Annotated in this window: 28 protein-coding genes; 16 read left to right on the forward strand and 12 right to left on the reverse strand. The window is 72.4% G+C overall.

The annotated features are described in order from the left end of the window. Nucleotides 1–85: 85 nt before the first annotated feature. Together F4559_RS14395 and F4559_RS14400 are read left to right on the forward strand one after the other, a co-directional pair. A complete protein-coding gene (locus tag F4559_RS14395; protein ID WP_184669128.1) occupies nucleotides 86–937 on the forward strand; it encodes a hypothetical protein in 852 nt (283 codons plus the stop codon). 412 nt (nucleotides 938–1,349) lie between these two features. Further along, on the forward strand, nucleotides 1,350–2,330 hold the full coding sequence (locus F4559_RS14400) for a glycosyltransferase family 4 protein (protein ID WP_184669130.1): 981 nt from the start codon (nucleotides 1,350–1,352) through the stop codon (nucleotides 2,328–2,330). Between the two features lie 152 nt (nucleotides 2,331–2,482). On the opposite strand, the gene F4559_RS35905 is transcribed toward F4559_RS14400, so the two are convergent. The 5 genes from F4559_RS35905 to F4559_RS14425 all read right to left on the reverse strand — a co-directional run bounded on the left by F4559_RS35905 (nucleotide 2,483) and on the right by F4559_RS14425 (nucleotide 6,973). Then, nucleotides 2,483–3,964: a glycoside hydrolase family 130 protein gene (locus F4559_RS35905; RefSeq protein WP_221447233.1), complete on the reverse strand. Its 1,482-nt coding sequence runs from the start codon at nucleotides 3,962–3,964 to the stop codon at nucleotides 2,483–2,485. Beyond that, complete coding sequence (locus F4559_RS14410) at nucleotides 3,961–4,971, reverse strand: glycosyltransferase (RefSeq protein WP_184669132.1); 1,011 nt, start codon at nucleotides 4,969–4,971, stop codon at nucleotides 3,961–3,963. The genes F4559_RS35905 and F4559_RS14410 overlap by 4 nt, the downstream gene beginning before the upstream one ends. Continuing rightward, complete coding sequence (locus tag F4559_RS14415; protein WP_184669134.1) at nucleotides 4,968–6,101, reverse strand: glycosyltransferase; 1,134 nt, start codon at nucleotides 6,099–6,101, stop codon at nucleotides 4,968–4,970. Before F4559_RS14415 ends, F4559_RS14410 begins: the two co-directional genes overlap by 4 nt. Before the next feature lie 156 nt (nucleotides 6,102–6,257). Continuing rightward, nucleotides 6,258–6,413 (reverse strand): DUF6307 family protein, encoded by a 156-nt coding sequence (locus tag F4559_RS14420; RefSeq protein WP_184669136.1) that lies wholly within the window; start codon nucleotides 6,411–6,413, stop codon nucleotides 6,258–6,260. Continuing rightward, nucleotides 6,410–6,973: a DUF5994 family protein gene (locus F4559_RS14425; RefSeq protein WP_184669138.1), complete on the reverse strand. Its 564-nt coding sequence runs from the start codon at nucleotides 6,971–6,973 to the stop codon at nucleotides 6,410–6,412. The genes F4559_RS14420 and F4559_RS14425 overlap by 4 nt, the downstream gene beginning before the upstream one ends. A 560-nt stretch (nucleotides 6,974–7,533) precedes the next feature. On the opposite strand from F4559_RS14425, the gene F4559_RS14430 reads away from it, so the two are divergent. The 8 genes from F4559_RS14430 to F4559_RS14465 all read left to right on the forward strand — a co-directional run bounded on the left by F4559_RS14430 (nucleotide 7,534) and on the right by F4559_RS14465 (nucleotide 13,105). Then, nucleotides 7,534–8,406: an acyl-CoA desaturase gene (locus F4559_RS14430; protein ID WP_184675780.1), complete on the forward strand. Its 873-nt coding sequence runs from the start codon at nucleotides 7,534–7,536 to the stop codon at nucleotides 8,404–8,406. Nucleotides 8,407–9,334: 928 nt separating this feature from the next. Next, nucleotides 9,335–9,808: an Asp23/Gls24 family envelope stress response protein gene (locus tag F4559_RS14435; RefSeq protein ID WP_246445203.1), complete on the forward strand. Its 474-nt coding sequence runs from the start codon at nucleotides 9,335–9,337 to the stop codon at nucleotides 9,806–9,808. Continuing rightward, nucleotides 9,805–10,188: a hypothetical protein gene (locus tag F4559_RS14440; protein ID WP_184669140.1), complete on the forward strand. Its 384-nt coding sequence runs from the start codon at nucleotides 9,805–9,807 to the stop codon at nucleotides 10,186–10,188. Before F4559_RS14435 ends, F4559_RS14440 begins: the two co-directional genes overlap by 4 nt. After that, nucleotides 10,185–10,361 carry a hypothetical protein gene (locus F4559_RS14445; RefSeq protein WP_184669142.1) on the forward strand — a complete coding sequence of 59 codons (177 nt, stop codon included), beginning with the start codon at nucleotides 10,185–10,187 and terminating at the stop codon, nucleotides 10,359–10,361. Before F4559_RS14440 ends, F4559_RS14445 begins: the two co-directional genes overlap by 4 nt. Nucleotides 10,362–10,366: 5 nt before the next feature. Further along, a complete protein-coding gene (locus tag F4559_RS14450; RefSeq protein ID WP_376774640.1) occupies nucleotides 10,367–10,762 on the forward strand; it encodes an Asp23/Gls24 family envelope stress response protein in 396 nt (131 codons plus the stop codon). Beyond that, nucleotides 10,759–11,304 (forward strand): DUF6286 domain-containing protein, encoded by a 546-nt coding sequence (locus tag F4559_RS14455; RefSeq protein WP_184669144.1) that lies wholly within the window; start codon nucleotides 10,759–10,761, stop codon nucleotides 11,302–11,304. The genes F4559_RS14450 and F4559_RS14455 overlap by 4 nt, the downstream gene beginning before the upstream one ends. Further along, a complete protein-coding gene (locus F4559_RS14460) occupies nucleotides 11,301–11,894 on the forward strand; it encodes an alkaline shock response membrane anchor protein AmaP (protein ID WP_184669146.1) in 594 nt (197 codons plus the stop codon). Before F4559_RS14455 ends, F4559_RS14460 begins: the two co-directional genes overlap by 4 nt. Before the next feature lie 734 nt (nucleotides 11,895–12,628). Next, nucleotides 12,629–13,105: an STAS domain-containing protein gene (locus F4559_RS14465; RefSeq protein WP_221448066.1), complete on the forward strand. Its 477-nt coding sequence runs from the start codon at nucleotides 12,629–12,631 to the stop codon at nucleotides 13,103–13,105. Between the two features lie 505 nt (nucleotides 13,106–13,610). Here F4559_RS14465 and F4559_RS14470 read toward each other — a convergent pair. Continuing rightward, on the reverse strand, nucleotides 13,611–14,279 hold the full coding sequence (locus F4559_RS14470; protein ID WP_312865993.1) for a dihydrodipicolinate synthase family protein: 669 nt from the start codon (nucleotides 14,277–14,279) through the stop codon (nucleotides 13,611–13,613). Next, a complete protein-coding gene (locus tag F4559_RS35910; protein ID WP_312865642.1) occupies nucleotides 14,255–14,521 on the reverse strand; it encodes a dihydrodipicolinate synthase family protein in 267 nt (88 codons plus the stop codon). The genes F4559_RS14470 and F4559_RS35910 overlap by 25 nt, the downstream gene beginning before the upstream one ends. 29 nt (nucleotides 14,522–14,550) lie before the next feature. Between F4559_RS35910 and F4559_RS14475 the strand changes: the two genes are divergently transcribed. Continuing rightward, nucleotides 14,551–15,435 (forward strand): LysR family transcriptional regulator, encoded by an 885-nt coding sequence (locus F4559_RS14475; RefSeq protein WP_184669150.1) that lies wholly within the window; start codon nucleotides 14,551–14,553, stop codon nucleotides 15,433–15,435. Nucleotides 15,436–15,474: 39 nt separating this feature from the next. Here F4559_RS14475 and F4559_RS14480 read toward each other — a convergent pair whose 3' ends face one another. From F4559_RS14480 to F4559_RS14495, 4 genes are all read right to left on the reverse strand, one after another. Further along, nucleotides 15,475–16,509, reverse strand: a complete 1,035-nt coding sequence (locus tag F4559_RS14480) for a 3-deoxy-7-phosphoheptulonate synthase (protein ID WP_184669152.1) — start codon at nucleotides 16,507–16,509, stop codon at nucleotides 15,475–15,477. After that, a complete protein-coding gene (locus F4559_RS14485; protein ID WP_345019105.1) occupies nucleotides 16,506–17,384 on the reverse strand; it encodes a DMT family transporter in 879 nt (292 codons plus the stop codon). Before F4559_RS14485 ends, F4559_RS14480 begins: the two co-directional genes overlap by 4 nt. 80 nt (nucleotides 17,385–17,464) lie before the next feature. Then, a complete protein-coding gene (locus tag F4559_RS14490; RefSeq protein ID WP_184669154.1) occupies nucleotides 17,465–18,925 on the reverse strand; it encodes an AMP-binding protein in 1,461 nt (486 codons plus the stop codon). Next, nucleotides 18,922–19,905: an FkbO/Hyg5 family chorismatase gene (locus F4559_RS14495; protein WP_184669156.1), complete on the reverse strand. Its 984-nt coding sequence runs from the start codon at nucleotides 19,903–19,905 to the stop codon at nucleotides 18,922–18,924. Before F4559_RS14495 ends, F4559_RS14490 begins: the two co-directional genes overlap by 4 nt. Before the next feature lie 738 nt (nucleotides 19,906–20,643). On the opposite strand from F4559_RS14495, the gene F4559_RS14500 reads away from it, so the two are divergent. The 3 genes from F4559_RS14500 to F4559_RS14510 all read left to right on the forward strand — a co-directional run bounded on the left by F4559_RS14500 (nucleotide 20,644) and on the right by F4559_RS14510 (nucleotide 22,538). Beyond that, nucleotides 20,644–21,168: an RICIN domain-containing protein gene (locus tag F4559_RS14500; RefSeq protein ID WP_184669157.1), complete on the forward strand. Its 525-nt coding sequence runs from the start codon at nucleotides 20,644–20,646 to the stop codon at nucleotides 21,166–21,168. 95 nt (nucleotides 21,169–21,263) lie between these two features. After that, a complete protein-coding gene (locus F4559_RS14505; protein ID WP_221447234.1) occupies nucleotides 21,264–21,830 on the forward strand; it encodes a hypothetical protein in 567 nt (188 codons plus the stop codon). Between the two features lie 24 nt (nucleotides 21,831–21,854). Further along, nucleotides 21,855–22,538, forward strand: coding sequence for a GNAT family N-acetyltransferase (locus tag F4559_RS14510; protein ID WP_184669158.1), 684 nt, complete (start codon nucleotides 21,855–21,857; stop codon nucleotides 22,536–22,538). Nucleotides 22,539–22,569: 31 nt separating this feature from the next. Here F4559_RS14510 and F4559_RS14515 read toward each other — a convergent pair whose 3' ends face one another. Further along, nucleotides 22,570–22,917 carry a hypothetical protein gene (locus tag F4559_RS14515; RefSeq protein WP_184669159.1) on the reverse strand — a complete coding sequence of 116 codons (348 nt, stop codon included), beginning with the start codon at nucleotides 22,915–22,917 and terminating at the stop codon, nucleotides 22,570–22,572. Between the two features lie 259 nt (nucleotides 22,918–23,176). On the opposite strand from F4559_RS14515, the gene F4559_RS36340 reads away from it, so the two are divergent. After that, entirely contained in the window at nucleotides 23,177–24,244 is a 1,068-nt protein-coding gene (locus tag F4559_RS36340) for a sensor histidine kinase (RefSeq protein ID WP_184669160.1), read from the forward strand. Beyond that, the gene (locus F4559_RS14525; RefSeq protein ID WP_184669161.1) at nucleotides 24,241–24,882 is read left to right on the forward strand and encodes a response regulator transcription factor; all 642 of its coding nucleotides are present in this window, start codon (nucleotides 24,241–24,243) and stop codon (nucleotides 24,880–24,882) included. Before F4559_RS36340 ends, F4559_RS14525 begins: the two co-directional genes overlap by 4 nt. The last annotated feature ends 2 nt before the right edge of the window (nucleotides 24,883–24,884 follow it).

Here is a 24,884-nt window from a genome sequence, read left to right on the forward strand (position 1 = left end):
GGCATCGCCGGTCCCGTCGCCCAGGCGGCGGGACCGGCGATGCCAGGCGTGCAACCACCCGACCGTCGCCGTCCGTCCCAGCGGCATGCGTATTCCGCAGTTGATCGCCGTACTGGTCGTCGGCCTGGTGGCCGCGGCCTGCGGACCCGACCGGGACGACGCTGTCACGAACGGCGAAACCGCGGCGGACACCGAAGCCCTGCCGACCGGCGCGCACGAACTCGTGCTGCGCATGGACTACAGCCCCGGCTTCGCGCGGGTACCCGAGACCGCGCCGTTCCCGGCGTTCTCGCTCTACGGTGACGGCCGCATCGTCACCGCCGACATCGACGTCAACGCTCCGGCCGCGCCGGGAGGCTGGCAACGCGCCCGGGAACTGCGGACCGACTCGGCCGGAATCCGGCGACTGGTGCGGGCCGCGCACGCCACCGGCCTCCAGGACACCACCGAGCCCTCCGGAACCGCATCGACCGGGACGCCCGCCGACGCGACGTCCGCGCGGTTTGTCCTGCTGGACGGGAAGAACGGGCGGCACTCCCGCACGGTCGCCGCACCCGAGGCGCACGGCGACGCACGCGGCGAACTGTTCCGAGCGCTGAGCGACCCTGCGGCCTGGCTCGGCGGCACCGTCCAGACCGCCCCGTACCGTGCGGACGCACTCGCGGTCCTCCGTCGGGACGAACCCGCGTCCGATCCCGCCGCACGACCCTGGCCGGTCGGCGCGCTGGACTTCCCCGGCACCCGACTGGGCAGTGGCCAACGCGTCATGACGTGTGTGGTGCTGCACGGCGAGTCCGCCGCCGCCGTCACCGCCCGAGCCGCCGACGTCCCGCAGTACAGCCCGTGGACGGACGGATCGCACACCGCCACCCTGGAACTGCGCCCACTCCTCCCGGACGAGAACGACTGCCCCGACCTTCCCGGCCCGCCGCGATGACAGCGGCGCCTGCCTTCCCGGTCCACTTCTCGGGCCGAAGGAAGCCGGGTGACGTCACGTGTTCGCGCTTCCGACGTCGTCCTGCGGCGGAAAGCGATGTCACCACGCGGTGTCGGCTGTCCGAGCCGGACGTCGGGTGTGCGGACGGATTTCCGGCGGCGCCGGAACCGGCGCGGTGCGAAGCCCTCACGCCTCGGCAGGGCTCGGTGTGGACGATCCTTTCCGCGCCGGCGCCGACCATCGGGCCCTCGGCGTCGGCGGTGAGTGGCGATCTCGGTGCGCGCAGTGCGGAACCGGCATGGTGTCACTACGCTTGCAAGAGCGTCGGCGGAACCACATGCCGAGCGGTTTTGTCCCAACGAGATCGTCCGCCCGGCCCCCGCGGAGGTCGTGGAGCCCTTTGGGGGTTCGGATGATCGACGGTTTCGAGGGTCTGGACGTCGCGGTGGTCGCCCTCGGCGACGTGGACTCGGGCTACGCGGAGAGGGTCGCCGGGGAGTTGCGGCGGTTCGGGCACCGGGTGGTGCTGAGCACCACCGGAAGCGGGACACCCGGTTCGGCGGGCCGTCGCGGGACGGCCGGTGGCGTGGATGTCGTGCACACGTTGTCGGAGAAGTCCTTGCGCGCGGTGGCGGCTCTGCGGTCGGCGGGCACGCCCGTCGTCCACAGCCGTCGTCCCGGTGACCCGGTCGAGTCGTGCGCCGTGGTCGACCACGTCGTGGTGGGCAGCCGGGCCGACCTCGACGTGCTGATCCGCTCCGGGGTGCCGAGGTCCGCGACCAGCGTCGTGGTCGAGGCGGTCGACAACGCGCGGTGGAGCGTCGAGGGTCCGGTGCGCTCGCGCACGAAAGGGTTCCGGGTGGTGTGCCGGGACAGCCTGTGGCGGGGTGGCGGGGCGGACACCGCGATCGCGGCGCTGCCGTGGGTTCCGAACACCGAACTGGTGCTCGCCGGCAGGGGAGGCCCGCGCGGGTCGTCGACCCCCGCGGAGGTCGAGCGGCTGTCGCAGGGTGCCCGCGCCCTCCGGGTCGCCGACCGGGTGCGGATCGTCGGACGGGCCGATCCGGCGCTGGTCCGCTCGGCGGACGTGGTGGTGCAGGTCCCGTGGACCGCCGGGTCGACGCGGCCGGTGATCGAGGCGATGGCGTGCGGGGTCCCGGTGGTCGTCAGCACGGTGGGTGGGCTGCCCGAGACCGTGCTGACCGAGGTGACCGGCCTGGTGGTGCCCCCGCGCGATCCCAAGCTGCTCGGTTTGGTGCTGCGGAGGCTGCTGACCGACAAGGTCCGGCTCGCCGCGTTCTCCATCGCCGCCGCCGATCGGGTCGAGCAACGGCACACCTGGGCGCGGTTCGCGTCCGGGATCACCCGCGCGTACCGCGAAGTGGTGCGCTGAAGCAGGGTCTCCCGCCGCCCGCGCGGGTCGGGCCTGTCCCCGGTCGGCAACGGCGCGGTCGCGGGTGGGGAAACGCCGCCTGTTCCCGCGCGTGCGTCGGGCGGCGGGATCTCGCGTACGACGTCCTGCCGGTGCGGTGCGCCGACCCGCCGTCAGGCGGACCTGGTCCGGCGGTCGGTCAGGGCGGCCACCAGACCACGCAGCGACGTGGTCGCGAGCCCGATGGTCGAGTCGCTCGCGCCGTAGGGGATCACCAGCGTGTCGCCGTGCCGTAGACCGCCGCAGGAGTAGATGACGTTGGGCACGTAACCGTCGCGTTCGTCCGGGTCGGGCAGCAGCAGCGGTTCGGGCAGGGTCGCCAGCACCCGTTCGGGGTGGTCCAGGTCCAGCAGCATCGCGCCCATCGAGTAGACCCGCATCGGGCCGACTCCATGGGTCAGCACGAGCCAGCCCTCCGGGGTCTCGATCGGCGAGCCGCAGTTGCCGACCTGCACGAGGTCCCAGTCCCCGCCGGGCGCCGCCACGGGGCGGGAATCGCTCCAGTTCCCGATGTCGTCGGAGGTCGTCACGGCCGTGCTCTCCCCGTCGCCGCGCGACAGCGCCGCGAACCGGCCCCCGATCCTGCGGGGGAACAACGCCATGCCCTTGTTGCGCGCGGCCGGGCCGGTGGTCTGGGTGACCTGGAAGGTGCGGAAGTCGTCGGTCCGCAGCAGTTGCGGTGCGACGTCGACACCGTCGAACGCCGTGTAGGTGGCGTAGTACGTCCGATCGCCGTCGTCATCGGTGAAACGCACGAACCTGGCGTCCTCCATTCCCTGGCGCTCCGACGGGCCGGTCGGCCAGAGCACCCGACCGCTGACGTCGGTGTCGACCGGGAACTCCGAGGTGTAGTTGCACTCCGCGATCCACCGGATCAGCTCCACGGTCCGGTGCGCCTCCCGGCGGGCGGCCAGCCCCGGGTGCAGGTCCGCCAGCACCAGGTCCAGTTCGGCGCCGGTGAACCGCGCGGGCAGCCACCGGTTCAGCACGGCCGAGACCTCGTCGTCCTGCCCGAGTTCGGCCAGCTTGCCCAGGAACAGGGGCTTGTCGTACACCGGGTCCCCGCGCAGTCCCGTGGTGACGACGTCCGAGGGCGGCTCGACGGTGAGCGTGCCCCGGGGCCCGATCACGCCGGTCCGGAAGCCGATCGACGACAGGTGGCCCTCGCCGATCCCGCGGACGCTCAGCACGAACCTCAAGTGCCCCGGGGTCAGTCCGCTCTGATCCGGGTGCGCGACCATGGACGGGTTGCACAGCGCGGCACCCTCGACGGCGTACTCGTGCGTGAAGTACGCGCCGAGCAGCAGTCGGCGGGCCTCGGACAGCACCACGCCCGCGGGCAGGCGGTGGCTGACGCTCGCGAAGTGGTCGGCGAAGGTCGCCCGGACGTCGCGGTGCCGATCCGCGAACAGCCGGACCGTGCGGGCCAGCGCCGCGCACACGGTCTCCTCGTCCAGCGCCATCACCCTGCGGATCACGGCCGCGGACCGCGACTCGTGCTCGGGTCGCTCCTCTCCCGGCACGAACAGCTTGGTGATGACCCGGCGCGGGTCCGGTCGCAGCAGCGGGGAAATCCGGGTGACGACGGCGCTCACCCCGCGCTCCCCGCCAGGGCACGGCCGTGTTGCAGCGTGGAGATCAGCGCCAGGGTCGACTCGGCACCCTGGTTGAGGTTGGGGCCGTCGCGGGTGAGTCCGTCGTAGCCGCCCCCGGTCTCCGCGTCGCGCATCGGCACGCCGAGGTCGTTGTCGCCGCCGAACCACGCGACCGCGCGGTGGACACCGGTCAGCCACCTCGGCTCATCGGTCACCTCGTGGGCGCGGGCGCAGGCGTCGGCCAGCGCCGCCACCTCGATGGGTTGCTGGTCGAACGCCGGACGGGGCGCACCCGGGTGCCGACCGCCGGTCGGGGTCGGCGAGAGGTGGTCCCCGGCGGACTCGACGGTGAGCAGCCAACCCAGCAGCCGGAGCCCGTCGTCGCGGATCCCGGGGTCCCCGAGGAGGTGGCCCGCGGCGATCAGCGCCTCGGGCAGCACCGCGTTGGCGTAGAAGAGCCGCCGCTCCGGCCACGGCCAGCCCGGCACGTCGCCGGGTCCGCCGACGTACGAGGAGACGTCGCCGAGCAGTTCGGCCGCGAGGCGGTGGCCGGGGTCGCCGGCGAGCACCTCGGCGGCACCGAGGGCGGCGAACGCCATCGAGCGCACCGAGGGCGGCCGGTGGTGGGCACCGCGTTCGAAGCGGGCCAGGGCGGCGGTGCGAATCCAGGGCACCGGGCACCGGGCGGCCGCGGTGCCCAGCCCCCACAGGGCACGCCCCCACCAGTCACCCGACCCCGGTTCGTCCCGCCACGCGCGGTCGGTGCCGAGCCGGTTGTGGAAGCGACCGTCGTCGGCCTGCGCGTGAGCGGTGAACGCGAGGTAGCGCTCCACCAGGACGACCAGGTCGGCGGACGGTTCCGGCTCGCGGCACAGCACGACCAGGCCACGCGCGACGTCGTCCAGGCAGTAGCCGTGCTCCCTGCGGGGCAGCGGTCCGTCGGCGTGCTCGTACAGGCCCGTGTCGTCGCCGAGCCGCAGCAGGTGGGCGAAACCCGGGCCGGTCACGTGGTCACGGCGACGCGGGCGGTGAGCAGGTCCTCCGCCAGGTCCCGGTACCGGCGCGCGACCGCGGACCAGCCCAGTGCCGAGGCGAGACGCGCCGAACGGTCGCTCATCCCGGCCGCGAGACCCGGTTCGGTCAGCACGCGTCGCAGCGCCGCGGTCATGGCGGCCTGGTCGCGGTGGGGCACCAGCAACCCCGCGCCGTCCGCCAGCAGTTCGACGGCGTGCGGGAATTCGGTCGCGACGACCGGTTTGCGGGCGGCCAGCGCTTCGACGAGGACGCCGGAGGTGACCTGCTCGGACGAGTCGTAGGGGAGCAGGACGACATCGGCGCGGTCGACCAGTTCCGCGAGCGCGTCGACCTCGTGGTAGCCCGGGTCGAACTCGACCAGGTCCGCGACCCCGAGCGCGGTGGCGTGGTCGCGCAGCTTCTCCCGGTAGACCTCGCCCTCGTGCGCCAGCACCTTGGGGTGTGTCCGGCCGGCCACCAGGTACCGCGGCTCCAGGTCGCGCAGCGCGCCCAGCGCCGAGATGGCCCACTCGATGCCCTTGCCGGGCCCCAGCAGACCCCAGGTGAGGATCGTCGGCCGGTCGGTGGGAGATCGGCGGGCGGGTCGCGCCGCGGGGAGCGCGCCGTGCGGGATCACGACTATCCCGTCGGGCCGCGCGACGGCGTAGCCGGCCACGAGCCGCTGCCGCGCGGCCTCGGACATGGTCACCACCGCGTCGGCGTTGCCGACGACCTCGTCGAGCACCTGCCGCTGGCCGGGCGTGGGCGCGGTGAGCACCGTGTGCAGCACGACGATCACCGGCACCCTCAGCCGGGCGAGCACGCCGAGCACGTCATCGCCGTCGCGGCCCGCGTAGATCCCGTACTCGTGCTGGACCACGACCACGTCGCAGTCGTTGAGCGACGAGGCCGCGTCCTCGATCGCGCCGGGAGCCATCCGGCACACCACCGGTGTTCCGCCCGCGACGTCGGGATCGGGGTCCGGTTCCGCGAGTACGCGGACCACCCGGCCCTCGCTCCCGGGTGCCGCCGCGATCAGGTGCCGCAGCAGGGCGGCGGTGAACGTGGCCAATCCGCATTGCGTGGGCGGGTACGTGCTCAGGAAACCGTACGTTCGGAACATGGAGGCCCTTCGGGGTATCGCGCGGGTTCCACACCGCCGGTGCGGATCGCGCGGCGTGATTCGGGTGGGTACTCCGGCGTTGCCCGCCGGACAGGCCGCGCCGAACGCCGGGCGCGGCCTGTCGGCGGGGACCGTCCAAGCGGCACCCGTCTGTGGTCAGCGCACCTTTTCCGGGATGCGGTCCAACGCGTCCAGCACCCGCACGGCCAAAACCCGCGCGTTCTTCCTGGTGAGTTCGGAATTCGCCGACAGCGTTTCCTGGACCAACGCGACCCTGCGCTCGTACGCGGACAGGTGGATCGGTGTCTTCATGAGGTGCACCTGTTCGTCTGCTCGGGAATTCGGCCGCCGTCCGCTTCCCAGCGCGCGATGGCGGTGTAGGTCAGGTCCGACACGTGTCGGTTCGACACGGTCTGGACGATGCCCGCGGCGAGCAGGTCGTCGACGGTCTGGACGTTGTCGCGGTCGGCCGCGAGCGCCATCGTCCGGTGCGCGGAAGTGGGATCGGTGTTCGAAGGCACGACGAGCAGGGTGAGGCGGTGCCCGTCCGCGGCGACCAGGTCCAGGGTGTGTGCGGGCCGCGAATGGAACCCTTCGAGTCGGACCGGGCGGGTGTCGGTGGCGAGTCGGCGGGGCGCGGCGTTCCACTCCGAGAGCGCGTAGCTCACCCGCAGGACGTCGCCCAGCCGCACGGCCACCACCGCGAGCAACGCGGGAAGCTCGGTGACGAGGTCGCGGGAGCACGGCCACCAGGCGCCGTCGACGTGCCCTGTGGCGGGCGCCTTCGGCCGCAACCGCAGTCGTCGGAGGTGCCGCCGCTCGATGGCCGCCGCGGCAGGGGGGAGGATGGGGGTCTGGGGTGCCGACGTCATGTCGGAACTCCCGTCTCCGGCCGGAGAATACGGCCGGTTCCAGGTTTCACCGAGTACGACACGGGCTCTACCACCCGTGTGCGGGAAATTCCCGGCAACCCCGACCGTACACCGCCGCGGTCCTGATCGACGGAACAGCGCGGAAATCGACCGCGGGTGCGAGCGGTGCGTGTAGCGTCGGAGTGGAGGCGACGTCCCCACCGTGAAATCGCCGATCCGGAAAGGGCCGTGAGTTCCCCGCCGGACGATCGGCGAGACCACCGGGTGCTTCGCCGGCGAACCACGGGTGTCCGGTCTCCGCGTGGCCGACTTCGACCCGGCCGCACCGCCCGCCACACGCGGCACGCGTGTTTGGCCACGACCGGTCGCGGGTACTCCAGCGCCGAGGCGCCTGGCCCATCGTGCGGCGCCACCGACTCCCGCACTGATCGCCCCGGACCCCGGCGACGCGAAGCGAATGCCATTCCGGAGGTACGAACGTGCGCACCGAGGTCCCACCGACCGTCCGAGCCGATACCGCACCGCAGCCCCTGCTGGCGGGGGAGAAGTCGGCCACCGAGATGTTCCTGGTCAAGCTGTTCGCCGTGATCCCGGCGCTGGCGCTGGCCGCGGCCGTTCCACTGGCGTGGGGCTGGGGACTCGGGTGGGTCGACATCGGACTCGCCGTCTTCTTCTACACCCTCACCTGTCTCGGGGTGACGGTCGGGTTCCACCGGCATTTCACCCACGGCGCCTTCAAGGCCACCCGCGCGCTGAGGATCGCGCTCGCGGTGACCGGCAGCATGGCCATGCAGGGCCCGGTCATCGGCTGGGTCGCCGACCACCGCCGCCACCACGCCTACGCGGACCGCGAAGGCGACCCGCACTCGCCGTGGCTGTTCGGCACCTCGGCCCGCTCGCTGGCCAAGGGTTTCTGGCACGCCCACATGGGCTGGATGTTCCAGCGGGACATGACGAACCCCGCGCGCTTCGCTCCCGACCTGGTCGCCGACACCGACATCCGACGCGTCGACCGCTGGTTCCCCGCGCTGACCGCGGTCACGCTGCTCGCACCCGCACTCGCCGGGGGTCTGCTCACGTGGAGCTGGTGGGGTGCGCTGACCGGGTTCTTCTGGGCCGGTCTGGTACGCGTCGCCGTGCTGCACCACGTCACCTGGTCGGTGAACTCGATCTGCCACATGATCGGCGACCGGCCTTTCACGGCACGTGACAGGTCGGCGAACTTCTGGCCCTTGGCGATCCTGTCGATGGGCGAGTCCTGGCACAACTCCCACCACGCCGACCCCACCTGTGCCCGCCACGGCGTGCGACGCGGTCAGATCGACGTTTCCGCGCGGCTGATCTGGTTGTTCGGCAAGCTCGGCTGGGCCACCGGGATCCACTGGCCGCAGCCGGAGCGACTGGCGCGCAGGCTCAAGGCCACCACCCGCTGAAGGGCGTGTGCCGGGTCTCCGATCCGCCCGACCACGACCGGTGGTCCCCACGGATCTTCGGGAAAAGCGGGACGATCCACAAAGGACGGCAAGCGATGCGCGCGGCGCCGGTCACCCGGCGACTCTGCCTCGCGACCGGATTCCCGGTGGCGGAACACGATCTGCCCGGGGCGTTGGGCGAGGTCCGCGACGAGGCGGCCCGGCAGGTCGAGGAGGTCGGACCCGCGGTGTCAGGGACCGCGAGCAATCGTCGGACGGGGATCCTGCGGAACCTGCCCGCCGGTCGTGGGACGCAGCGCGACATCACCGCCGCCCCGTTACCCGATGGGTGCCGAACGATCCGCTGAAGCCCGGGACGCCTTCCCGTCACCTGACGCGCGAAGTCTCGAAGAGACCGGCGGCTCGGCCCAGCCGGCACCGAGCCCGCAGCCGCTTGACAGCCGGATGGGGACACCCCCGCGGACCCACCCGGATCGCCGCCGCGCTCGTCCGCACCCACCGCGAACCCCTGGCCGCGGATCCGAACCCGTCGAGATCACGCCACGTGCGCGACGTCGACGGTTCGTCCGCCGTTCTCGCGGTGCGCCCACCGCGGTCGACGACCGCTCTCCTGGTGGTCCGGGCTTCCTCGGCGGGGGTCCGCCGTCCCCGTCCGGTCGCCGCCTGCCCACCGCATCGTGTTTGGGCGCCGCCAGAGCGGGCATACCTGTTTGTACAGCAGCCGCCCCGGACCTCGGCGACACCGGATGCCGGGAGGCTTGCCGGCCTTCACCCTTTGGGATCTTCTTCCGAGGGTCGGGGCGAAGGCCGATCTCACACCGGTCGAGCGAGTCCTCCCGGCGTGACAGTTCCACGGCGTCGAGCCGTCTCCGGCCGACGTGCCCGTCGTCGCCGACACCCCACCGGACGCGAGTTCGAGGAGACCACCATGACCAGTCCCACCATGTCGAAACCACCCACCCGGAACGAGAACACGGAGATCCCACCCCGGGAGGCGGGCACTACGTCGCCGCCGCAGGGGACGACCACCGTCGCCGACACGGTGGTCCAGAAGATCGCCGGGCTCGCGACGCGCGAGATCTCCGGCGTGTACGCGCTGGGCGGCGGTGCGGCGCGGGCCTTCAACTCGCTGCGCGAACGCATCCCGGGTGCGACGGCCTCGGCCGGCCAGGGCGTCTCGGTGGAGGTCGGTGAACGGCAGGCCGCGGTGGACGTGCACATCCTCGTTGAGTACGGCGTGTCCATCACGGACCTGGCCCATTCGGTCCGCCGCAACGTCATCGGCGCGGTGGAGCAGATGACCGGCTTGGAGGTCGTCGAGGTCAACATCGTGGTGACCGACGTCCACATCCCCGGCGACGACGAGGGCGACAAGGCGCCGGACACCGGTCGCGTGCGGTGATTCCCGAGATCGAGGCGACGGTGATCGCCACCGTCGTGCGTGCCCTGCCGCAGGTGGCAGGGCCGCACAGCGGGCGGTACGGCGAGATCGCCACCCACCTGCCGGGGCGCCGGGTGGCCGGCGTCCGCGTCGGACCGGCCGGGATCACGGTCGGGGTCGTCGTGCGGTACCCGGCCACCACCGCCGAGGTCGCCGCCGCCGTCCGTGCCGCCGTCGGCCGGCCGGCGTCGCCGCTGCACGTGTGGATCGGCGACATCGCGTTCCCCGACACCCACCTGCCGGTCGTACCCCCATCGGACGCCGCCGCCCGGCACGCCCCGGCACGACCCGGGGCCCTTCCACGACGTGCACCGGCCACCACGACAAGGACGACACCATGAACTCGACCACCACCTGCCTGCTCGCCGGCCTCGCGCTCGGTTTCGCGGCGGCATTCGGCGGTTTCGCCGCCTTCGTCGTCGTGCTGTTCCTCGGCGCGACCGGGTTCGTCGTCGGCAGGGTCCTCGACGGCGAGCCGGTCCTCTCCGTGCCGGCCCGACGCGGCCGGAGGTGACCGTCGTGACGGTGAGCGGCGCGGACACGAAGACCCGGTCCACCCCGGAGGGGCCGGACCCGGGGGACCGGGGCCGCCTCACCATCGGCGACACAGCGGTGGCGCGGATCGCGGCGCACGCGGCCGTCGAGGTCGGCGGTGTCGGCGGCTCGGCGCACCGCCTGCTCGGCGTCACCCTGGGCGCGCAGCGGGCGGACGGTGGCGTGCGGGTCATCGCGCGCGTCACCGGCGCGGTCGTCGCACTCGACGTGCGGTTGTCGGTCGGCTACCCGATGCCGGTGCGCCGCACCGCCGAGGAGGTGCGCGCGCACCTGGTCCGCCGGGTCCGGCAGCTGACCGGTCTGACCGCGTCCCGGGTCGACATCACCGTCACCGCGCTGCGCCGGGGGAGGGGCCGGTGAAGCGGTTCTCCCGCCGGAGCGTCCCGGCCGTGCTCGTGGCCCTGGTCGTCCTCGCCGCCTGCGTGGTCGTCACCGTCGTGGCGGTGCGGCAGATCCTCGGGCTCACCCCGTGGATCGACACGCACGCCGTGTTCCGCGCGCTGCACGGCACGCGCTGGACCGACCCCGTCGTCGTGTTCGCCGCCGCGGCCTGCGTGGTGCTCGGCGTCGTCCTGCTGCTGTGCGCGCTGCTCCCGGGGGAACCCACCGTCCTGCCACTGCGCGACGACGACCCGGACACGGACCGGGCGGTGGACTCCGGTGTGACGCGCCGCAGCCTGCGCCGCGTCCTGCGCACCGCGGCGTCCTCGGTCGACGGTGTGACCGCCGCCCGGCTCGTGCTCACCCGCCGGGCGATCATCGCGACCGTCACCACCGACCGCACGAGCACCACCGGGCTCGCCGACGCCGTGCGCGTGGCCGTCGGAAAGCGGCTCGACGGCCTCGGCCCGATGACCCGGCCGCCGTTGGACGTCCGGGTCAGGGACAGGAGGGTGCGATGAGCGGGTCGGGGCTCAACCGCGCCGTCCTGGCGGTGACCGGCGTCCTGCTGCTCGCCGCCGGCGGGTTCGGGCTCGCCGTCCGGTTCGCCGTGCTGGACGTCCTCGTTCCCGACGCGCCCCTCGTCCCCGGTGTCGCCCCGCCGCCGTCGTGGGTCTGGTGGGCGATCGCCGTCGGCGGAACCGGCTTCGGCCTGCTCGCCGGGTGCCTGCTCACCGCGCAGGTGTGCGGCGGACCGAAGAGCCGCACCTGGCGCTTCGACGCCGACGCGGGCCGGACCGAACTCGCCGCGAGCACCGCCCTCGCCCCGCTGCTCGCCGAGACCGGGGCCTACCCCGGGGTGCACGCGGTGCGCGGCACCCTCGCGGGGACCCGGGACACCCCGAGGGTGACATTGGTGATCAGCACCGGACGGGACGGGGAGCCGGGGGTGATCCGGCACGCGCTCGTCACCGGGGGGCTGCCCCGACTGCGCCGGGCCCTCGACGTCGACGAGCTGCCCGCGGCCGTCGAGTTCCGCTTGACCGACGAACCCGGCGCCCGGACCGGGCAGGTGACCGCCGCACATGTCGTCACTGATCCTCCTGGGTGAAAAGTGGCGCCGGACGGCCGATTCACCGACCTGGCGGCGGCCCTCGGGGAAACTGCCGGGAACACGGTTTCCGGCGTAGTTCCGGACATATCCCGGTGAATGTGGCGCCGACATTCCGGTCGGCGCCGAACAGGCCGAACAGGACGCATCACGAAAATCCGGCCGAGCGGCCGGGGACGGGAACGTCGAGATGGATTCGCACCAGTCCGCACCCGCCACCGATCCGGCCTCGCCGGCGGAACGCCGTCGCGCGGTGCCACCGCGCACAGCAGCGCGTGGCTCCGTGGACGACACGCGGCCCACGGCGGGCCGCGCCGACGTCGTGACCCCTCCCGACCGGCCGGACCCGCCCGTCGAACCCCGACCTCCGGGCGTGTCCGGTGCGCCGGCCGACGTGCCCCCGGTTCACAGCCCCCTGTGGCGCAGGCGCGTCCGGACCAACGTGGGCCGCCGCCGGCCGCGTGCCACCGGACGCTGACCCGCACCTCGTTCCCGGCGGGAGCCGCGTCGGTGCTCGGCATGTCGGTGTCGCACCGCGAGGCCCGGGGAAACCCCGCCGACGAATTCGCGACCGCGGATCTTTCCCGCGGGCGGTTCTCCGGAAAATTCGAGGCTGTTTTCGGGGCGTCTTGCGCGGAGAGTCCGGCCAAACGTAGAATCGGGCTGTGAACAATTCTTTGTCCGCTCGTTCCGCTCGGCCGCCGCCCAGACGAGGAGAAACTTTCGTGAGTGTCATGGCCCGAAATCCCCTTCGACCGCGGTCGCCCGGACTCGTCCGTCCGCCGCCCCCTCGTCCTCCCGATCCGCTGCTCAGCGTCGCGACACGGCCGCTGTCGTCCCGCGCTGTGGTGTGCGAGGTGGCCGGTGAGGTGGATGCGCACACCGCCTCCCGCCTGCGTGACCACCTCGTGGAGCGCATCCGCCCCGGCGGCCCTGATCTGGTCGTCGACCTCGGCGGTGTGCGGTTCCTCGCCGCGGCAGGTCTCGGCGTCCTCGCGGAAGTCGCGGCTTCGGCCGACGCGGCCGGGGTGCGGATCCACGTCGTCGCCCGCACCCGTCCGGTCCTGCTTCCGCTGAGTCTCACCGGACTCGACGTCGTGCTCGATGTGCACCGGTACCTCGGTGACGTCCCGCTGCGGGGCGGGATGTCCGATCGGATGCCCCGACGGTCACCGGTCATGTCGGTGAGGTCAGGGTCTTCAGCCACATGATCGCTCCTCGTGGATGCGGTCCGGCCTCGTGGCTTCGTGGTGTCTTGTCGTAGCGGGTGACCAGGCCACACCATGTCCTGATCCGCTGGAAGCACCGTTCGGCGGTGTTGCGCCGCTCGTCGCGCACGGATCGAACGAGGCCGCCCGCCCCCCCGCGGAGCCCTTCCTCCTCCGGTCGGCCCGCTGGTCGGCCTTCTCCGGCTTGGACCGCGCCTTCCGGCGACGTCGGAGGGCGGCCCGGTCCCGATCGGCAGACGTGGCCGCATCGACCTTGGCCGGTGGTACGGACCGCGCTCGATCACCCGCAGCGCCCGCCGCCGTATGGGCACATCACAACGCGCCACACCCGTGTCCGGTCAGCCCCGACACCACACCGCCGGGCCCAACCTGGATCCGAACCCACACGGCTCCTGGTCGACCGGTCGGGACCCTCCCGTCGGCGCGGGGGTGCGACAGTCCCGTCGGTGCGCTCACTCGGATGAGCCGTCCCGACAGCGGGAGGACGTCAGGAGAGGGTGGCGAGCGCGGCCTTGGTCGCGGACTCGGTCGCGGGCATCAGCGGGAGGCGGACGCGGGCACTCGGGATGCGGCCCCGGGCGTGCAGGACGCCCTTGATCACGGCCGGATTGGGCTCGGCGAACAGCGCGCGGGACACCGGGGCCAGGCGGCGGCCGAGCTGTCGGCCCCGGGTGACCTGTCCGTCGCGCCAGGCGTCGATCAGCTCGCCGAACGCGGCGGTCTCGACGTGGGCCGAGGCCAGGATCCCGCCGACCGCGCCGAGCGCCATCATCGGTCCGAGGAACAGGTCGTCGCCCACGAGCACCGAGAAGTCCTCGGGCAGACCGTCGAACATGCCGATCGTGGTCTCGTCGATCCCGCCCACCGCGTGCTTGAACCCGACGACGCCGGGCAGCGCGGCCACCCGCAGCAGGGCTTGGGCGGACAGTTCGCGTCCGGTCCGGTAAGGCACGTTGTAGACGATCAACGGAACGGGCGCGGCTTCCGCCAGGGCACGGAAGTGCGCGACGACGCCGTCCTCGGACGGGCGGGTGTAGTACGGCACGACGGTCATCGCATACGCGGCGTCGGGGACCAGCCTCGTGACGGCGTCGAGCGAATCGGCGGTGGAGTTGGTGCCCGTCCCGACGATCAGGGGTGCGCCGCGTTCCGGCAGACCGCGCCCGTCACCGCCAGGACGCGGGCCCGCTCGTCGGCGGTGAGGGTGGCGGGTTCACCGGTGGTGCCGAGCGCGACGATCCCGGCCGCGCCGGCGTCGAGCACCGAGTGGGCGAGCCCTTCGAGCGCGTCGGCGGCCAGTGCGCCGGCGGCGGTGAACGGGGTGACCAGGGGGACGTGGAGGCCGTCGAGTCGCATGAGGCCGGCCTGCCGACGAGCGATCGTCCAGGTCCAGTTCACGTTCCTACCGACGAGCGTAAGGTCGACTTATGCTCGATGTCCGCAGGCTGCGGCTGCTCCGTGAGCTGTCCCGGCTCGGCACGATCGCGGCGGTCGCCGAACTCCTCGCCTACACGCCTTCGGCGGTCTCCCAACAACTCGCGGCGTTGGAACGGGAGGCCGGCGTCGCACTGCTGGAACGCACCGGCCGCCGGGTCACGCTGACCCCCGCCGCCCACGGCCTGGTGGTTCGCACCGAGGCGATCCTCGCGGAACTCGAACGGGCCGCCGCCGACCTCGCCGTCGCCCGCACGACCCTGACCGGCACCCTGCGGATCGGCGCCTTCCCGACGGCGGTCCGCACCATCCTGCCGCCCGCGCTGGTCGCACTCAGCCGCGATCACCCGGGACTGGAGTTGCGGATCGGCGAACTGGACCCGGCCGACGTCCCCGACGCCCTGCGCAGCGGGGTCCTGGACATCGGGCTGCTCCAGGACTACGGCCACGCACCCGTGGCGCCCCCGGATCTGGACAGCGAGCCGCTGCTCACGGAGACCGTCCTCCTCGCCTCGACGGACGGTGGCGACCTGGCCGACCACCGCGACTCGCCGTGGATCGTCGCGCTGCCCGGCACGCTCTGCCACGACATGACGATGCGGGCGTGCGAAGCGGCGGGATTCCACCCCCGCGTCCGGCACTACACCGACGACTTCGGCGCCCTGCTCGCGCTGGTCGCCGCCGACCAGGGCGTGGCGTTCGTCCCGGACCTCGGCACGGTCGGCGCGCCGGCGTCGGTGCTGCTGCGCCCGCTGCCGATCATCCGCTGCACCGCGACGGCCTACCGCCGCGGTTCGGCCGGCCGGCCCGGGATCGCCGCCGCCCGTGCCGCGCTGCTCGCCGCCGCGAGGAGCCACGCCGCGCGCCCACCGGCCTGACCGGGTGTGCCGCCCGGACGGGTCCGGGCGGCACCGCGGTCATCCGCGTCGGGCCCGGACCGCCGCCGCCAGCGTGTCCAGCACGTCGACGGTCTCGGGCAGGGCCAGGCAGGCGTCGGTGATGCTGACGCCGTAGCGCTGGGCGGTGTCCTGCCTGCCCTCGTACAGGAACGACTCCACCATCACGCCCACGAGTCCCCGTTGACCCTGGGCGATCTGCGCTGCCAGGTCGGCTACCACGCCCGGCTGGCGGCGGTGGTCCTTGCCGCTGTTGCCGTGCGACGCGTCGACCACGACCCGTTCCGGCAGGCCCACCGCACGCAGGCGGGCCAACGCCTGTCCCACGGATTCGGCGTCGTAGTTGGTTCCGGCCGTGCCGCCGCGCAGGATGAGGTGCGCCTGTGCGTTGCCGGCTCCCTGTTGGACGGCCGGTGCGCCGTCATGACCGACGCCGGGGAACACGTGTCGTGCGATGGCGCTGCGGATGGCGTCGACGGCCACGCCGACGTCGCCGTCCACCGCGTTCTTCAACCCCACGGGCATCGGCAGCCAGGACGCGAGCTGCCGGTGCGGCTGGCTGGCGACCGTGCGGGCGCCGATCGCGCCATAACTGACCAGGTCCGCCAGGTACGGGGCCACCAGGGGTTCGACGAACTCGCCCGCCAGCGGCAGGCCGGTGTCCGCCGCGTCGAGCAGGAACTCCCGGCCCAGGCGCAGCCCTTCGGCCACGTCCCCGCTGCCGTCCAGCGCCGGGTCGTGCACCAGGCCCTTCCACCCGACGACCGAGCGCGGCTTCTCCAGGTACGCGCGGAGGACCACCAGCAGGTCGCCCGTCCACCGTGCGGACGCGGCGGCCAGGCCGCGCGCGTACTCCAGGCCCGCCTCCGGGTCGTGGATGGAGCACGGGCCGACGACGGCCAGCACCCGGTCGTCCTCGCCGTCGAGCACCCGGCGCACGGCTTCGCGGTGTGCGTGGATGCCGTGCCCGGGCCGGACCGGAAGGTCGCTGAGCAGCTCGCCCGACGTGGGCAGCAGCCCCAGGGTTTCCGGCGCGGCCAGCAGAGGCGCGGTCATGCGCGTTCCTGCCGGGTCCGTGCGGGCTTCGTCCGCGACACCGCGACGCCGACCAGGCACAGCGCGCCGCCCAGCACGGCGATCAGGCCGGGCACCTCGTCGAGCAGCAGCCACGACAGCAGCACGACGATGGCGGGCACGGCGTAGGTCGTCGCGCCGAGCTTGCCGGTCGTGGTGCGGGACAGGGCGTACGCCCAGGTGTAGAACGCGAGCGCCGTGGGCAGCAGACCCAGGTACACCACGGAGATCGTGGCGGACGCCGGCGCGTCGGCCACGTCGTCCAGCAGTTGCCCGGCGAACGGCAGGCAGGCCACCGCACCGATGACGCACCCGAACGTGGTGGCCTGCAACGCCGACGCGTGCGCGAGGGCCGGCTTCTGGAGCACCACGCCCACCGCGTACCCGGCCGCGGCGACCAGGCACAGCAGCACTCCGGACGTGGTGGACGACCCGGTCCCGCCGGACAGGCCGACCGCGGCGGCGCCCCCGAACGCGATGGCCAGGCCGAGCACGAGCCGGGCCGCCAGGCGTTCCTTGAGCACCACGCCCGCGATGATCGCGGCCAGGATCGGGCCGATGCCGATGATCAGCGCCGCCGTGCCCGCGTCCGTGTGCCGCTCGCCCCAGTTCAACGCCACCATGTAGAGCGCGAACCAGAACACGCCCGACCCGACGATGCCGGGCCACGCCGCGCGCGGCGGCACCTTCACGCCCTTGGCGAAGGCGATCGCGGCCAGCGCGATCGCGCCGACGAGCAACCGGCCCAGCGCCAGGGAACCGGGCTCGTAGTGCGCCCCGGCGTAGCGGATGCCGACGAACGCCGACGCCCACAGCACCATGGTGACGACCACCGCGCCGACCGCCTTGACGTCCACTGTGGACTCCTCTGTGGCGGACTTCGCCGGGGTGGGCTCCACTGGAGCGGACCTCTCCGGTGCGGACTTCTGCGGGGTGCTCACCGCGCCGCCGCCATCGTGCGAACCTCCCGCCGACGGAGCTTCCCCGTCGGGGTGCGAGGCAGTGCGGTGACGAACACCACGTCCTCCGGAACCTTGTACCACGTGAGCTTTTCCTTTGCTGTGGCGAGGAGTTCGGCGCGTACCCGGTCCGGCGACGGACCGTCGGCCTTGAGCGCGACGAACGCGCGCAAGGTCGTCACGCCGGTCTCCCGTCGAGTCGAGCACACCCCGGCCTCCTGCACGTCGGGGTGTTGCATGAGCAGATCTTCGATCTCCGTGGGGTGCACGTTCTGGCCGCCGACGATCTCGATGTCGTCCAGCCTCCCGTGCAGCCGCACGAAACCTTCCGCGTCCACGGTCGCGGCGTCTCCCGTGGCGTACCAGCCCTCCGCGCGCAGCGGCCCGTCGCCGCCGCGTCGCGAACCGAGTGCGATCGTCGGCCCGGCCACCTCCAGCCTGCCCTCCACGCCCGGCGCCGCCTCGTCGCCGTTGTCGTCCACGATCCGCAGCCGGTAGGGCGGCAGGATGCGACCGATCGAGCCGTCCCGGCGCGCGTCGGGCGTGTTGGCGACCAGGGCGTGCCCGATCTCCGTGGTGCCGAAGATGTTGAGCAGTCGCCCGCCCAGCACCTCCCGCAGCCGCGACTCCAACGACTCCGGCAGCACCTCGCCCGCGACGAGCGCGAGCCGCAGGCCGGACAGCGCCGCGTGGTCGGGGTGGCGCAGCAGCCGGGCGAAGAAGCTGGGCTGGCCATAGAGGACCGTCACGCCGTGCCGCCGCACCAAACGCAGTGCTTCGTCCTCGGTGGCGCGTTCGCGGGACAGCACGGTGGCGCCGCCCCGGTGCAGCGGGAACAGGATCGAGTTGCCCAGTCCATAGGAGAAGTACAGGCGGGACACGGAGAACGTGACGTCGCGCGGTGTGATGCCGACGACCTCGCCGATCGCCTGTTCGTACACGCCGGGGTCGCCGTGGGTGTGGAAGCACAGCTTCGGGTCCCCGGTCGTGCCCGAGGTGAACGCCGCGTACGCCGGGTCGTCGGCCGTGACGTCCGCGACCGGTGCCTCGTCGGTCACCGCGCGCAGTTCCGCCGGGTCGACGACCGCGTCGAACAGCCCCGCCAGGTCGGCCTCGGCGACCACCAGGTCCGGCTGCGCGACGCGCGTGGCCAGGGCGATCTCGTCCGGGTGCAGGGTGGAGTTGACCGGCACGGCCACCGCGCCCAACCGTGCCGCGCCGAGGAACGCCCACACGGCGTCGATGCCGTCGGGCAACGCCAGCAGCACGCGACCGCCGCGCGCCAGGCCGCGGGCGGCGAACCCGGCGGCGAACCGCGCCGCGCCCCGGTGCACGTCCTCGAATGTGTGGACGTCGTCGCCGTCGTAGTAGGCGGGACGGGCGCTCCAGCCGTTCTCGGCCGCGCGGGACGCCAGGTACCCGGCCAGGTTCGCGGTCATCGGACGATCCCTTCGATCTCGACCAGCAGGTCGGGGCGGCACACGTCGACGTTGAGGTAGACCACGTCCGCGTCCGGGCTGAACGCCTCTTCGCACCGGGCCTTCACCAGCGGGATGTCGGCCGCGTCGCGGACGTAGACCTTGACCTGGTCCAGGTCGGCGAGGGTGAAACCGCCGGACACGCCGTGGCGGTCCAGGTTCTCGGCCCCGATCAGGTCGGCGATGTTGGCGAGCGTCACCTCGGTCTGCCCGAGCACGTCGCCGTGGCGCACGGTCTCGTCGCCGATGATGCTGGCCGTGCCGGACACGTAGAGGGTGCCGTCGACGTAGGTCGCGCGGGCGAAACTGGGCGACTTGGGCCCGTACTCGTCCGGGTACTCGTAGGCGGGCGTCTGGTGCGGGTTCTCCAGGTGCACGGGCTCCGCGTCCGGCGTTCCGGCGAGGAAGTAGAGGTAGACGTCCTGCCCCCGGGTGCCGATGCCCGTGGCGGCCGGGATGCGCCCGACCCGTCCCGCCCACGTGTCGAACGCCTCGGCCCGGCCGATGCAGAAGTCCCGGTAGATCTCCAGGCCGTCGGCGTTGTCGTCGATGATGCCGCCGACGAGGTTCCACATGCGCAGCACCTGCGGGTACCCCAGGCGCGTGATCAACTCGAACGCCGAGTCGTAGGCGATGCGCACCGTGTCCCGGTACACCCCCCGGCGGTCGATCCGCGCCGCGCAGAACAGCCGTTCGCCGTCCTCCGCGTAGACCAGCCTGCCGTCCACGCCGGTGCGCACCGGTCGCTCGGACGTGAACACCTCCTGGAAGCCGCCGCCCATCGGCACGATGACCGTGGGCACGCCGTCGGCAATAGCCGGTTGGACACCCAGATCGCTGAACACGACTCGTCCCAGCACATTCCTGTCGCCCACGTCGGTACCGACCGGCTCGAACGCCGAACCGATCCCGCGAACGGGCACCGCACTGTCGACCGTCATCCCCACTCCTCCTTTTCCGCCCATGGCCGAGCCGTCCCGCGACAATGTCGCGCGACCGTACGACCGGGTGGGACCCGACCGGAAAATGACCTTTTCGGCACACTCGGCGCAGGGCGCGACAAACGCTGCGGACCGTGTGCGCACAACCCCAGATCTGTGCGAGTCGACACTGGTCGACCCCATCCGAGACTGGTGGAGGCCCTGATGACTGTCAAGCTTTCCCAGGAAATGGTCGATGTCCGTATGTGATCGGTGTAATAACCGAATAGCTCGGAGGGCGACTTTTCGATTGAGCGACGAAACCTTATCTTCCCTGGCTGCCGGGTCGGGCGTCCAGCGTCCGGAATGGGTTGACACGGCCTCCGTGCGGATTTCCGAAGGGTGCGGTCGAACGGTTTCCTCAACAGTTGACGAGGCGTGGTCGAGATCAATTCCGCCGATCGGCCGGAGATCTCGGAAGTCCGATCGGACGCGGCCCGACCCCCGGTGTCGCGGGACCGTCGCCGGTCGACCGCGGGGTTTCGGTCCGACCGGGGGTGCGCCGAGCCCGCGCCGGACGGGCGGGGTTTTCGGTACCAGGCCGGGTCGGAATGTCGCCGACTCCGGTCCGTCCATTGTGGACTTCCCGTCGGGAGGGGGCTCGCGTTGTTCACGATTCCTTCACCGAAGTCCCTTGTCGACGACGGCGAAATCGGTTCCAATGTATTCCGTTCCACAGGGAATACAGGGGAGGGAACCTTGAAGAAGTCGCTTCGTAGACTGCTGATGGTCTTCTTGTCCGTCGCAGCGCTCCTGGGCGCGCTGCCTGCGGCCTCGGCGCTGGCCGCCGAGCCGCCGCTCTACACGGACTTGCTCTTCGAGAACAAGGCCAGTGGCAAGTGTATGAACATCCCGAACGGCGCCACCTTCGACGGCGCGCCGGTCACCCAGTTCAGTTGCGGTGTCTGGGCTGACCACAAGTGGATGCTCCACGACCGCGGCAACGGGTGGTACCAGATCACCAACGGCGCGAGCGGCAAGTGCCTCGCCGTGCCGCACGGCACCACCACGCGCGGCGTGCAGTTGATCATCTGGCCGTGCGGCGGCTACGAAGACCACCACTGGCGTTTCGTGGAGTATCCGGACGGGAAGCGCCAAGTCGTCAACATGAAGAGCGGCCAGTGCCTGGCCGTGCGCGACGGCAACCGGGACGACCACGCGGCGGTGATCCAGTGGCCGTGCGGCTCGTGGCCCGACCACTTCTGGAAACTGGTTGCGGTGTAGTTCTCGGGGCCGCGTCCGGGTTACCGGGTGCGGCCCTTTCGTCCGGATGCGCGAACGGTGTCCGGGTCGTGGCGGGAGCCGGCAGGCTGCGGGCCATGAACCCGATCGTCGCGCAGGTGTTGACCATCGTCGGTGTCCTGCTCGGTTCGGCGGCCACGTTCATCGTCACCTCGACCACTGAGAGAACGCGGTGGAGACGGGCACAGGCCGCGCGGTGGGACGACAAACGCCTGGTGGCGTACTCGGAGTACGCCAACGCGGTCAAGCACATGCTCCGGTTGTGCCGGCGCATCGCCGAGACCAGGGGGCTGCTGTCGACGGGGCAGCCCGTCGACCTCGGCTCGTCGTTCGCCGACCTCGCCGAGGCCGAGACCGATCGTGCCGCCCGGTGGGAGACCGTCCTGCTCCTCGGCGAGCCGGACACGATCTCCGCCGCGCGGGCGTGGAGCGAAGAGGTCTGGCGGGTGGAGCACATCCTGCGCCAGGACCGGCCCGAGTCGTCTTCCTTCGCCGAGGCTTATCGCGCCGCCATGCGACTGCGCAACGAGTTCTACGCCCACGCCCGCGCGGACCTCGGCATCACCAGTGGCGCGCTGCCCGAGCTGGTGTGGAAGTCGCTCCAGCCGTCGTCGGCGGATGAGAGCCGGGACGCCGACGGCTGACCGGGTGCGTGGCAGGATCGTGGGATGACTCGGCCAGGGCAGTCGCGAACCGACCGGGTGCTCGCCGAGTGGGTGTGGGCCTGGGCGTTGTCCCGGGGAACCCCCGATCCCGTCGTGGAGCCGGACGGCTACCGCATCGACGTCGGGTTGCCCGGCCATCGGGTGCGCTACCTCCTGCCGGACCCGGATGCGGTCGGTCCGCGCGCCGCGGGGCTCACCGAGCCCGGTACCTGGCTGAAGGTCTGCGGTCCGGTGGAGCGGGTGCGGCCGGCGTTGGACTCCCGGTGGACGATCCGCGCGCCGGAGTACCTGATGAGTGTCGAGCCGGCGACGACCCCACCCGCCGCCCCGCCGGATTCCTACACGGTGGAGTCCCACCGCACCGGTGACGTGTACGACGTCGTCGTCCGCGCGGCCGACGGCGGGCACGCGGCGAAGGGGCGGTTGGCGGTGCGCGGTCGTGCCGCCGCCGTCGACATGGTGGAGACCGATCCCGCACATCGCCGACGCGGTCTCGGCAGCGTCGTCATGGCCGAACTGTCGCGCATCGCCTCGACCGGGGGCGCGGCACGGGCCGTGCTGGTCGCCACCGAAGAAGGGCTTGCCCTGTACCGGAAACTCGGGTGGACGGTCGAGTCCCCGATCACCGCGGCACATCTGGCGGCCGGGGCACGGCACGAAGCCGTCATCGCACCCCCGGGACGATGACGGCTTCGGCGGCTCGCGGACGTGTACCGGGTCAGGGCCTCGCCTCGCTGGAGCAGATGTCGAGACCGACGACGTCCTCGCACACCCTGAACTTCTGCACCGAGCCGTAGGTGGCGTTTCCGCAACCACCGGACGATCCGCTGCCGTCCCACAACTCGGTCGGCTTGCTGCCGCCGTTCACCCAGAACAGGCCGTAGACGCCGTTGCCGTCCCGTTCCATGTCACAGACCTCCACCCACGTGCCGTTGGAACCCGCGTAGTTCGCCTGCACGTAGACACGGCCCAGGGCCGTGGCGTCCGCACCGGCGGCCGGTGTGACCAGGGCGGTGGTCGCCAGAGCCGCGCAGCCGGCGAGGACGACAAGTCTCGAACGCGTCATCGTGAACTCCGATTCGTGTGTTTCGTGCTCCGCCACGACGCCGGACATGGCGCCGCCCGGTGTTTTCCCGGGCCGGGATTGGGTGTTTCCGGGACGAGTCCACCTTGTCGGGTGGGCCTCGGCGTGTCCTCGCCGTCGGGGTTGGTTGTGTTCTCCACCCGTGGGTGGAGGCCGGCGGTGGCGTCCGGTGGTGCCGTCGGGCGTGGGAGCGGCGTTAGCGTGCGGTATGGGCGGGCGCCGTCGGTGGTGGTGGTATCCGGTGGGTGCGGTCGTCGCGGCCGATCTGGGCTGGGCGATCGTGGTCGCGGCGGGGTCGGCCGGGCGGCTGTGGGGACCGGTCGGCGGGGTGGTCGCCACGGTGCTGTACTGCGGGGCTTCGGTCGGGTGCCTGATGACGCGTGGTCATGCGGCGTGGCGGCTCGGCGGTGCCCTGGTGGTGGGGTTGTGGGTGTGCGTGTTCGCCGTCTACGCGAGCCTGCCGTTGCTGTACCTGGTCGTGGTCGTGGCTCCGCTGCGGATGCGGTTGGGGCAGGCGATGACCTCGACGGCCCTGGCGGTGTGCGGGTTCGCTTTCGTTGGCTCGACCTACTGGCTGCCCAGGGGCAGCGTCGCCGGAATCGGGATCGGGCTGGTGGCGGCGTTCCTCATCTCGGCGTTGGCGAACCAGATCGGGGTGACGCGGCGGCAGTTGACGGAAGTGGCGCGTGCCAGGGCGGACGAGGCGATGCTCGCCGAACGGCAGCGCTTGGCACGGGAGGTCCACGACGTGCTGGCCCACTCGTTGTCCGCGCAGATCGTGCACCTGGAAGGCACGCGCCTGCTGCTCCAGCTGAACAAAGCCGACGCGGCGCAGGTGCTGTCCAGGGTTACCCGGGCCGGGGAGTTGGCCCGCGACGGCCTGCGCGAGGCACGCCGTGCCGTGGTGGCATTGCGCGGTGACACGGCCCCGATGGTCGGGCAGTTGGTCGGCTTGGTGGACGAATTCCGCGCGGTGACAGGACATCGCTGCACGCTCGCCTTCACCGGTGACGACAACTTCCGCCCCGAGCACGCCGCCGCGTCGACCGTGGTGCGGGTCGCGCAGGAGGCGTTGAGCAACGTCCGTCGACACGCACCCGGTGCGGACGTCGCCATCGTCCTACACCGGGACCGCGAGTGCCTCGAACTCGACATCAGGGACAGCGGCCCGTCGCGGCCCCGTCCGCCGATCGCGTCGGGAGGCTACGGACTGGCGGGCATGCGTGAACGGGCCGAGCTGCTCGGCGGACGGCTGCACGCCGGTCCCGACGGCGCCGGCTTCCGCGTGCGCCTGCGGATACCGACGTGAACCCCGACCCGATCCGCGTCCTGGTCGCCGACGACCAGGCGATCGTGCGCGAAGGACTCGTCCTCGTCCTGGGTCTGCTGCCCGGCATCCAGGTCGTCGCCACGGCCGCCGACGGGCGCGAAGCCGTACGCCGAGTCGCGGAGTCGACCCCCGACGTCGTCCTGATGGACCTGCGGATGCCGGTTCTGGACGGGGTCGAGGCCACCCGGCTGGTCCTCGACGCCCACCCCGCCGCCAAAGTCCTCGTGCTGACGACCTACGCCGACGAGGAGTCGGTGGTCGCCGCCCTGCGCGCGGGTGCGCACGGCTACCTCACCAAGGACGCCCACGCCGACACGATCGCCGATGCCATCGCCGCCGTGCTGCGCGGCGACACCCCGTTCGACCCCGCGGTCACCCGGCACCTCGTGACCATGGCGACCTCGGGACGGCAGGCGCGGCTCACCGACCGGGAGACCGAGGTCTTGCGCCTGATCGCCCTGGGGTTGTCGAACGCCGAGATCGCCCGACAGTTGTACGTCACCGAAGCGACGGTGAAGACCCACGTCAACAACCTGTTCGCCAAGACCGGTGTCCGCGATCGCGCCCAGGCCGTCATCTACGCCTACCGGCACCACCTGGTGGTCCCGCCCGCCTAGCG

Source organism: Saccharothrix violaceirubra (genome assembly GCF_014203755.1).
In the GTDB taxonomy this organism is placed as follows: domain Bacteria; phylum Actinomycetota; class Actinomycetes; order Mycobacteriales; family Pseudonocardiaceae; genus Actinosynnema; species Actinosynnema violaceirubrum.

Excerpts from the sequence above, each read along its gene's own strand:
- F4559_RS14465 (WP_221448066.1), top strand. The coding sequence starts at position 12,629 with ATGGCCCGAAATCCCCTTCGACCGCGGTCGCCCGGACTCGTCCGTCCG.
- F4559_RS14490 (WP_184669154.1), bottom strand. The coding sequence starts at position 18,925 with ATGACCGCGAACCTGGCCGGGTACCTGGCGTCCCGCGCGGCCGAGAAC.
- F4559_RS14415 (WP_184669134.1), bottom strand. The coding sequence starts at position 6,101 with ATGTTCCGAACGTACGGTTTCCTGAGCACGTACCCGCCCACGCAATGC.
- F4559_RS14400 (WP_184669130.1), top strand. The coding sequence starts at position 1,350 with ATGATCGACGGTTTCGAGGGTCTGGACGTCGCGGTGGTCGCCCTCGGC.
- F4559_RS14445 (WP_184669142.1), top strand. The coding sequence starts at position 10,185 with ATGAACTCGACCACCACCTGCCTGCTCGCCGGCCTCGCGCTCGGTTTC.
- F4559_RS14505 (WP_221447234.1), top strand. The coding sequence starts at position 21,264 with ATGAACCCGATCGTCGCGCAGGTGTTGACCATCGTCGGTGTCCTGCTC.
- F4559_RS14475 (WP_184669150.1), top strand. The coding sequence starts at position 14,551 with ATGCTCGATGTCCGCAGGCTGCGGCTGCTCCGTGAGCTGTCCCGGCTC.
- F4559_RS14460 (WP_184669146.1), top strand. The coding sequence starts at position 11,301 with ATGAGCGGGTCGGGGCTCAACCGCGCCGTCCTGGCGGTGACCGGCGTC.
- F4559_RS14425 (WP_184669138.1), bottom strand. The coding sequence starts at position 6,973 with ATGACGTCGGCACCCCAGACCCCCATCCTCCCCCCTGCCGCGGCGGCC.
- F4559_RS14395 (WP_184669128.1), top strand. The coding sequence starts at position 86 with ATGCGTATTCCGCAGTTGATCGCCGTACTGGTCGTCGGCCTGGTGGCC.
- F4559_RS14510 (WP_184669158.1), top strand. The coding sequence starts at position 21,855 with ATGACTCGGCCAGGGCAGTCGCGAACCGACCGGGTGCTCGCCGAGTGG.
- F4559_RS14420 (WP_184669136.1), bottom strand. The coding sequence starts at position 6,413 with ATGAAGACACCGATCCACCTGTCCGCGTACGAGCGCAGGGTCGCGTTG.
- F4559_RS14495 (WP_184669156.1), bottom strand. The coding sequence starts at position 19,905 with ATGACGGTCGACAGTGCGGTGCCCGTTCGCGGGATCGGTTCGGCGTTC.
- F4559_RS14435 (WP_246445203.1), top strand. The coding sequence starts at position 9,335 with ATGACCAGTCCCACCATGTCGAAACCACCCACCCGGAACGAGAACACG.
- F4559_RS14515 (WP_184669159.1), bottom strand. The coding sequence starts at position 22,917 with ATGACGCGTTCGAGACTTGTCGTCCTCGCCGGCTGCGCGGCTCTGGCG.
- F4559_RS14430 (WP_184675780.1), top strand. The coding sequence starts at position 7,534 with ATGTTCCTGGTCAAGCTGTTCGCCGTGATCCCGGCGCTGGCGCTGGCC.
- F4559_RS14480 (WP_184669152.1), bottom strand. The coding sequence starts at position 16,509 with ATGACCGCGCCTCTGCTGGCCGCGCCGGAAACCCTGGGGCTGCTGCCC.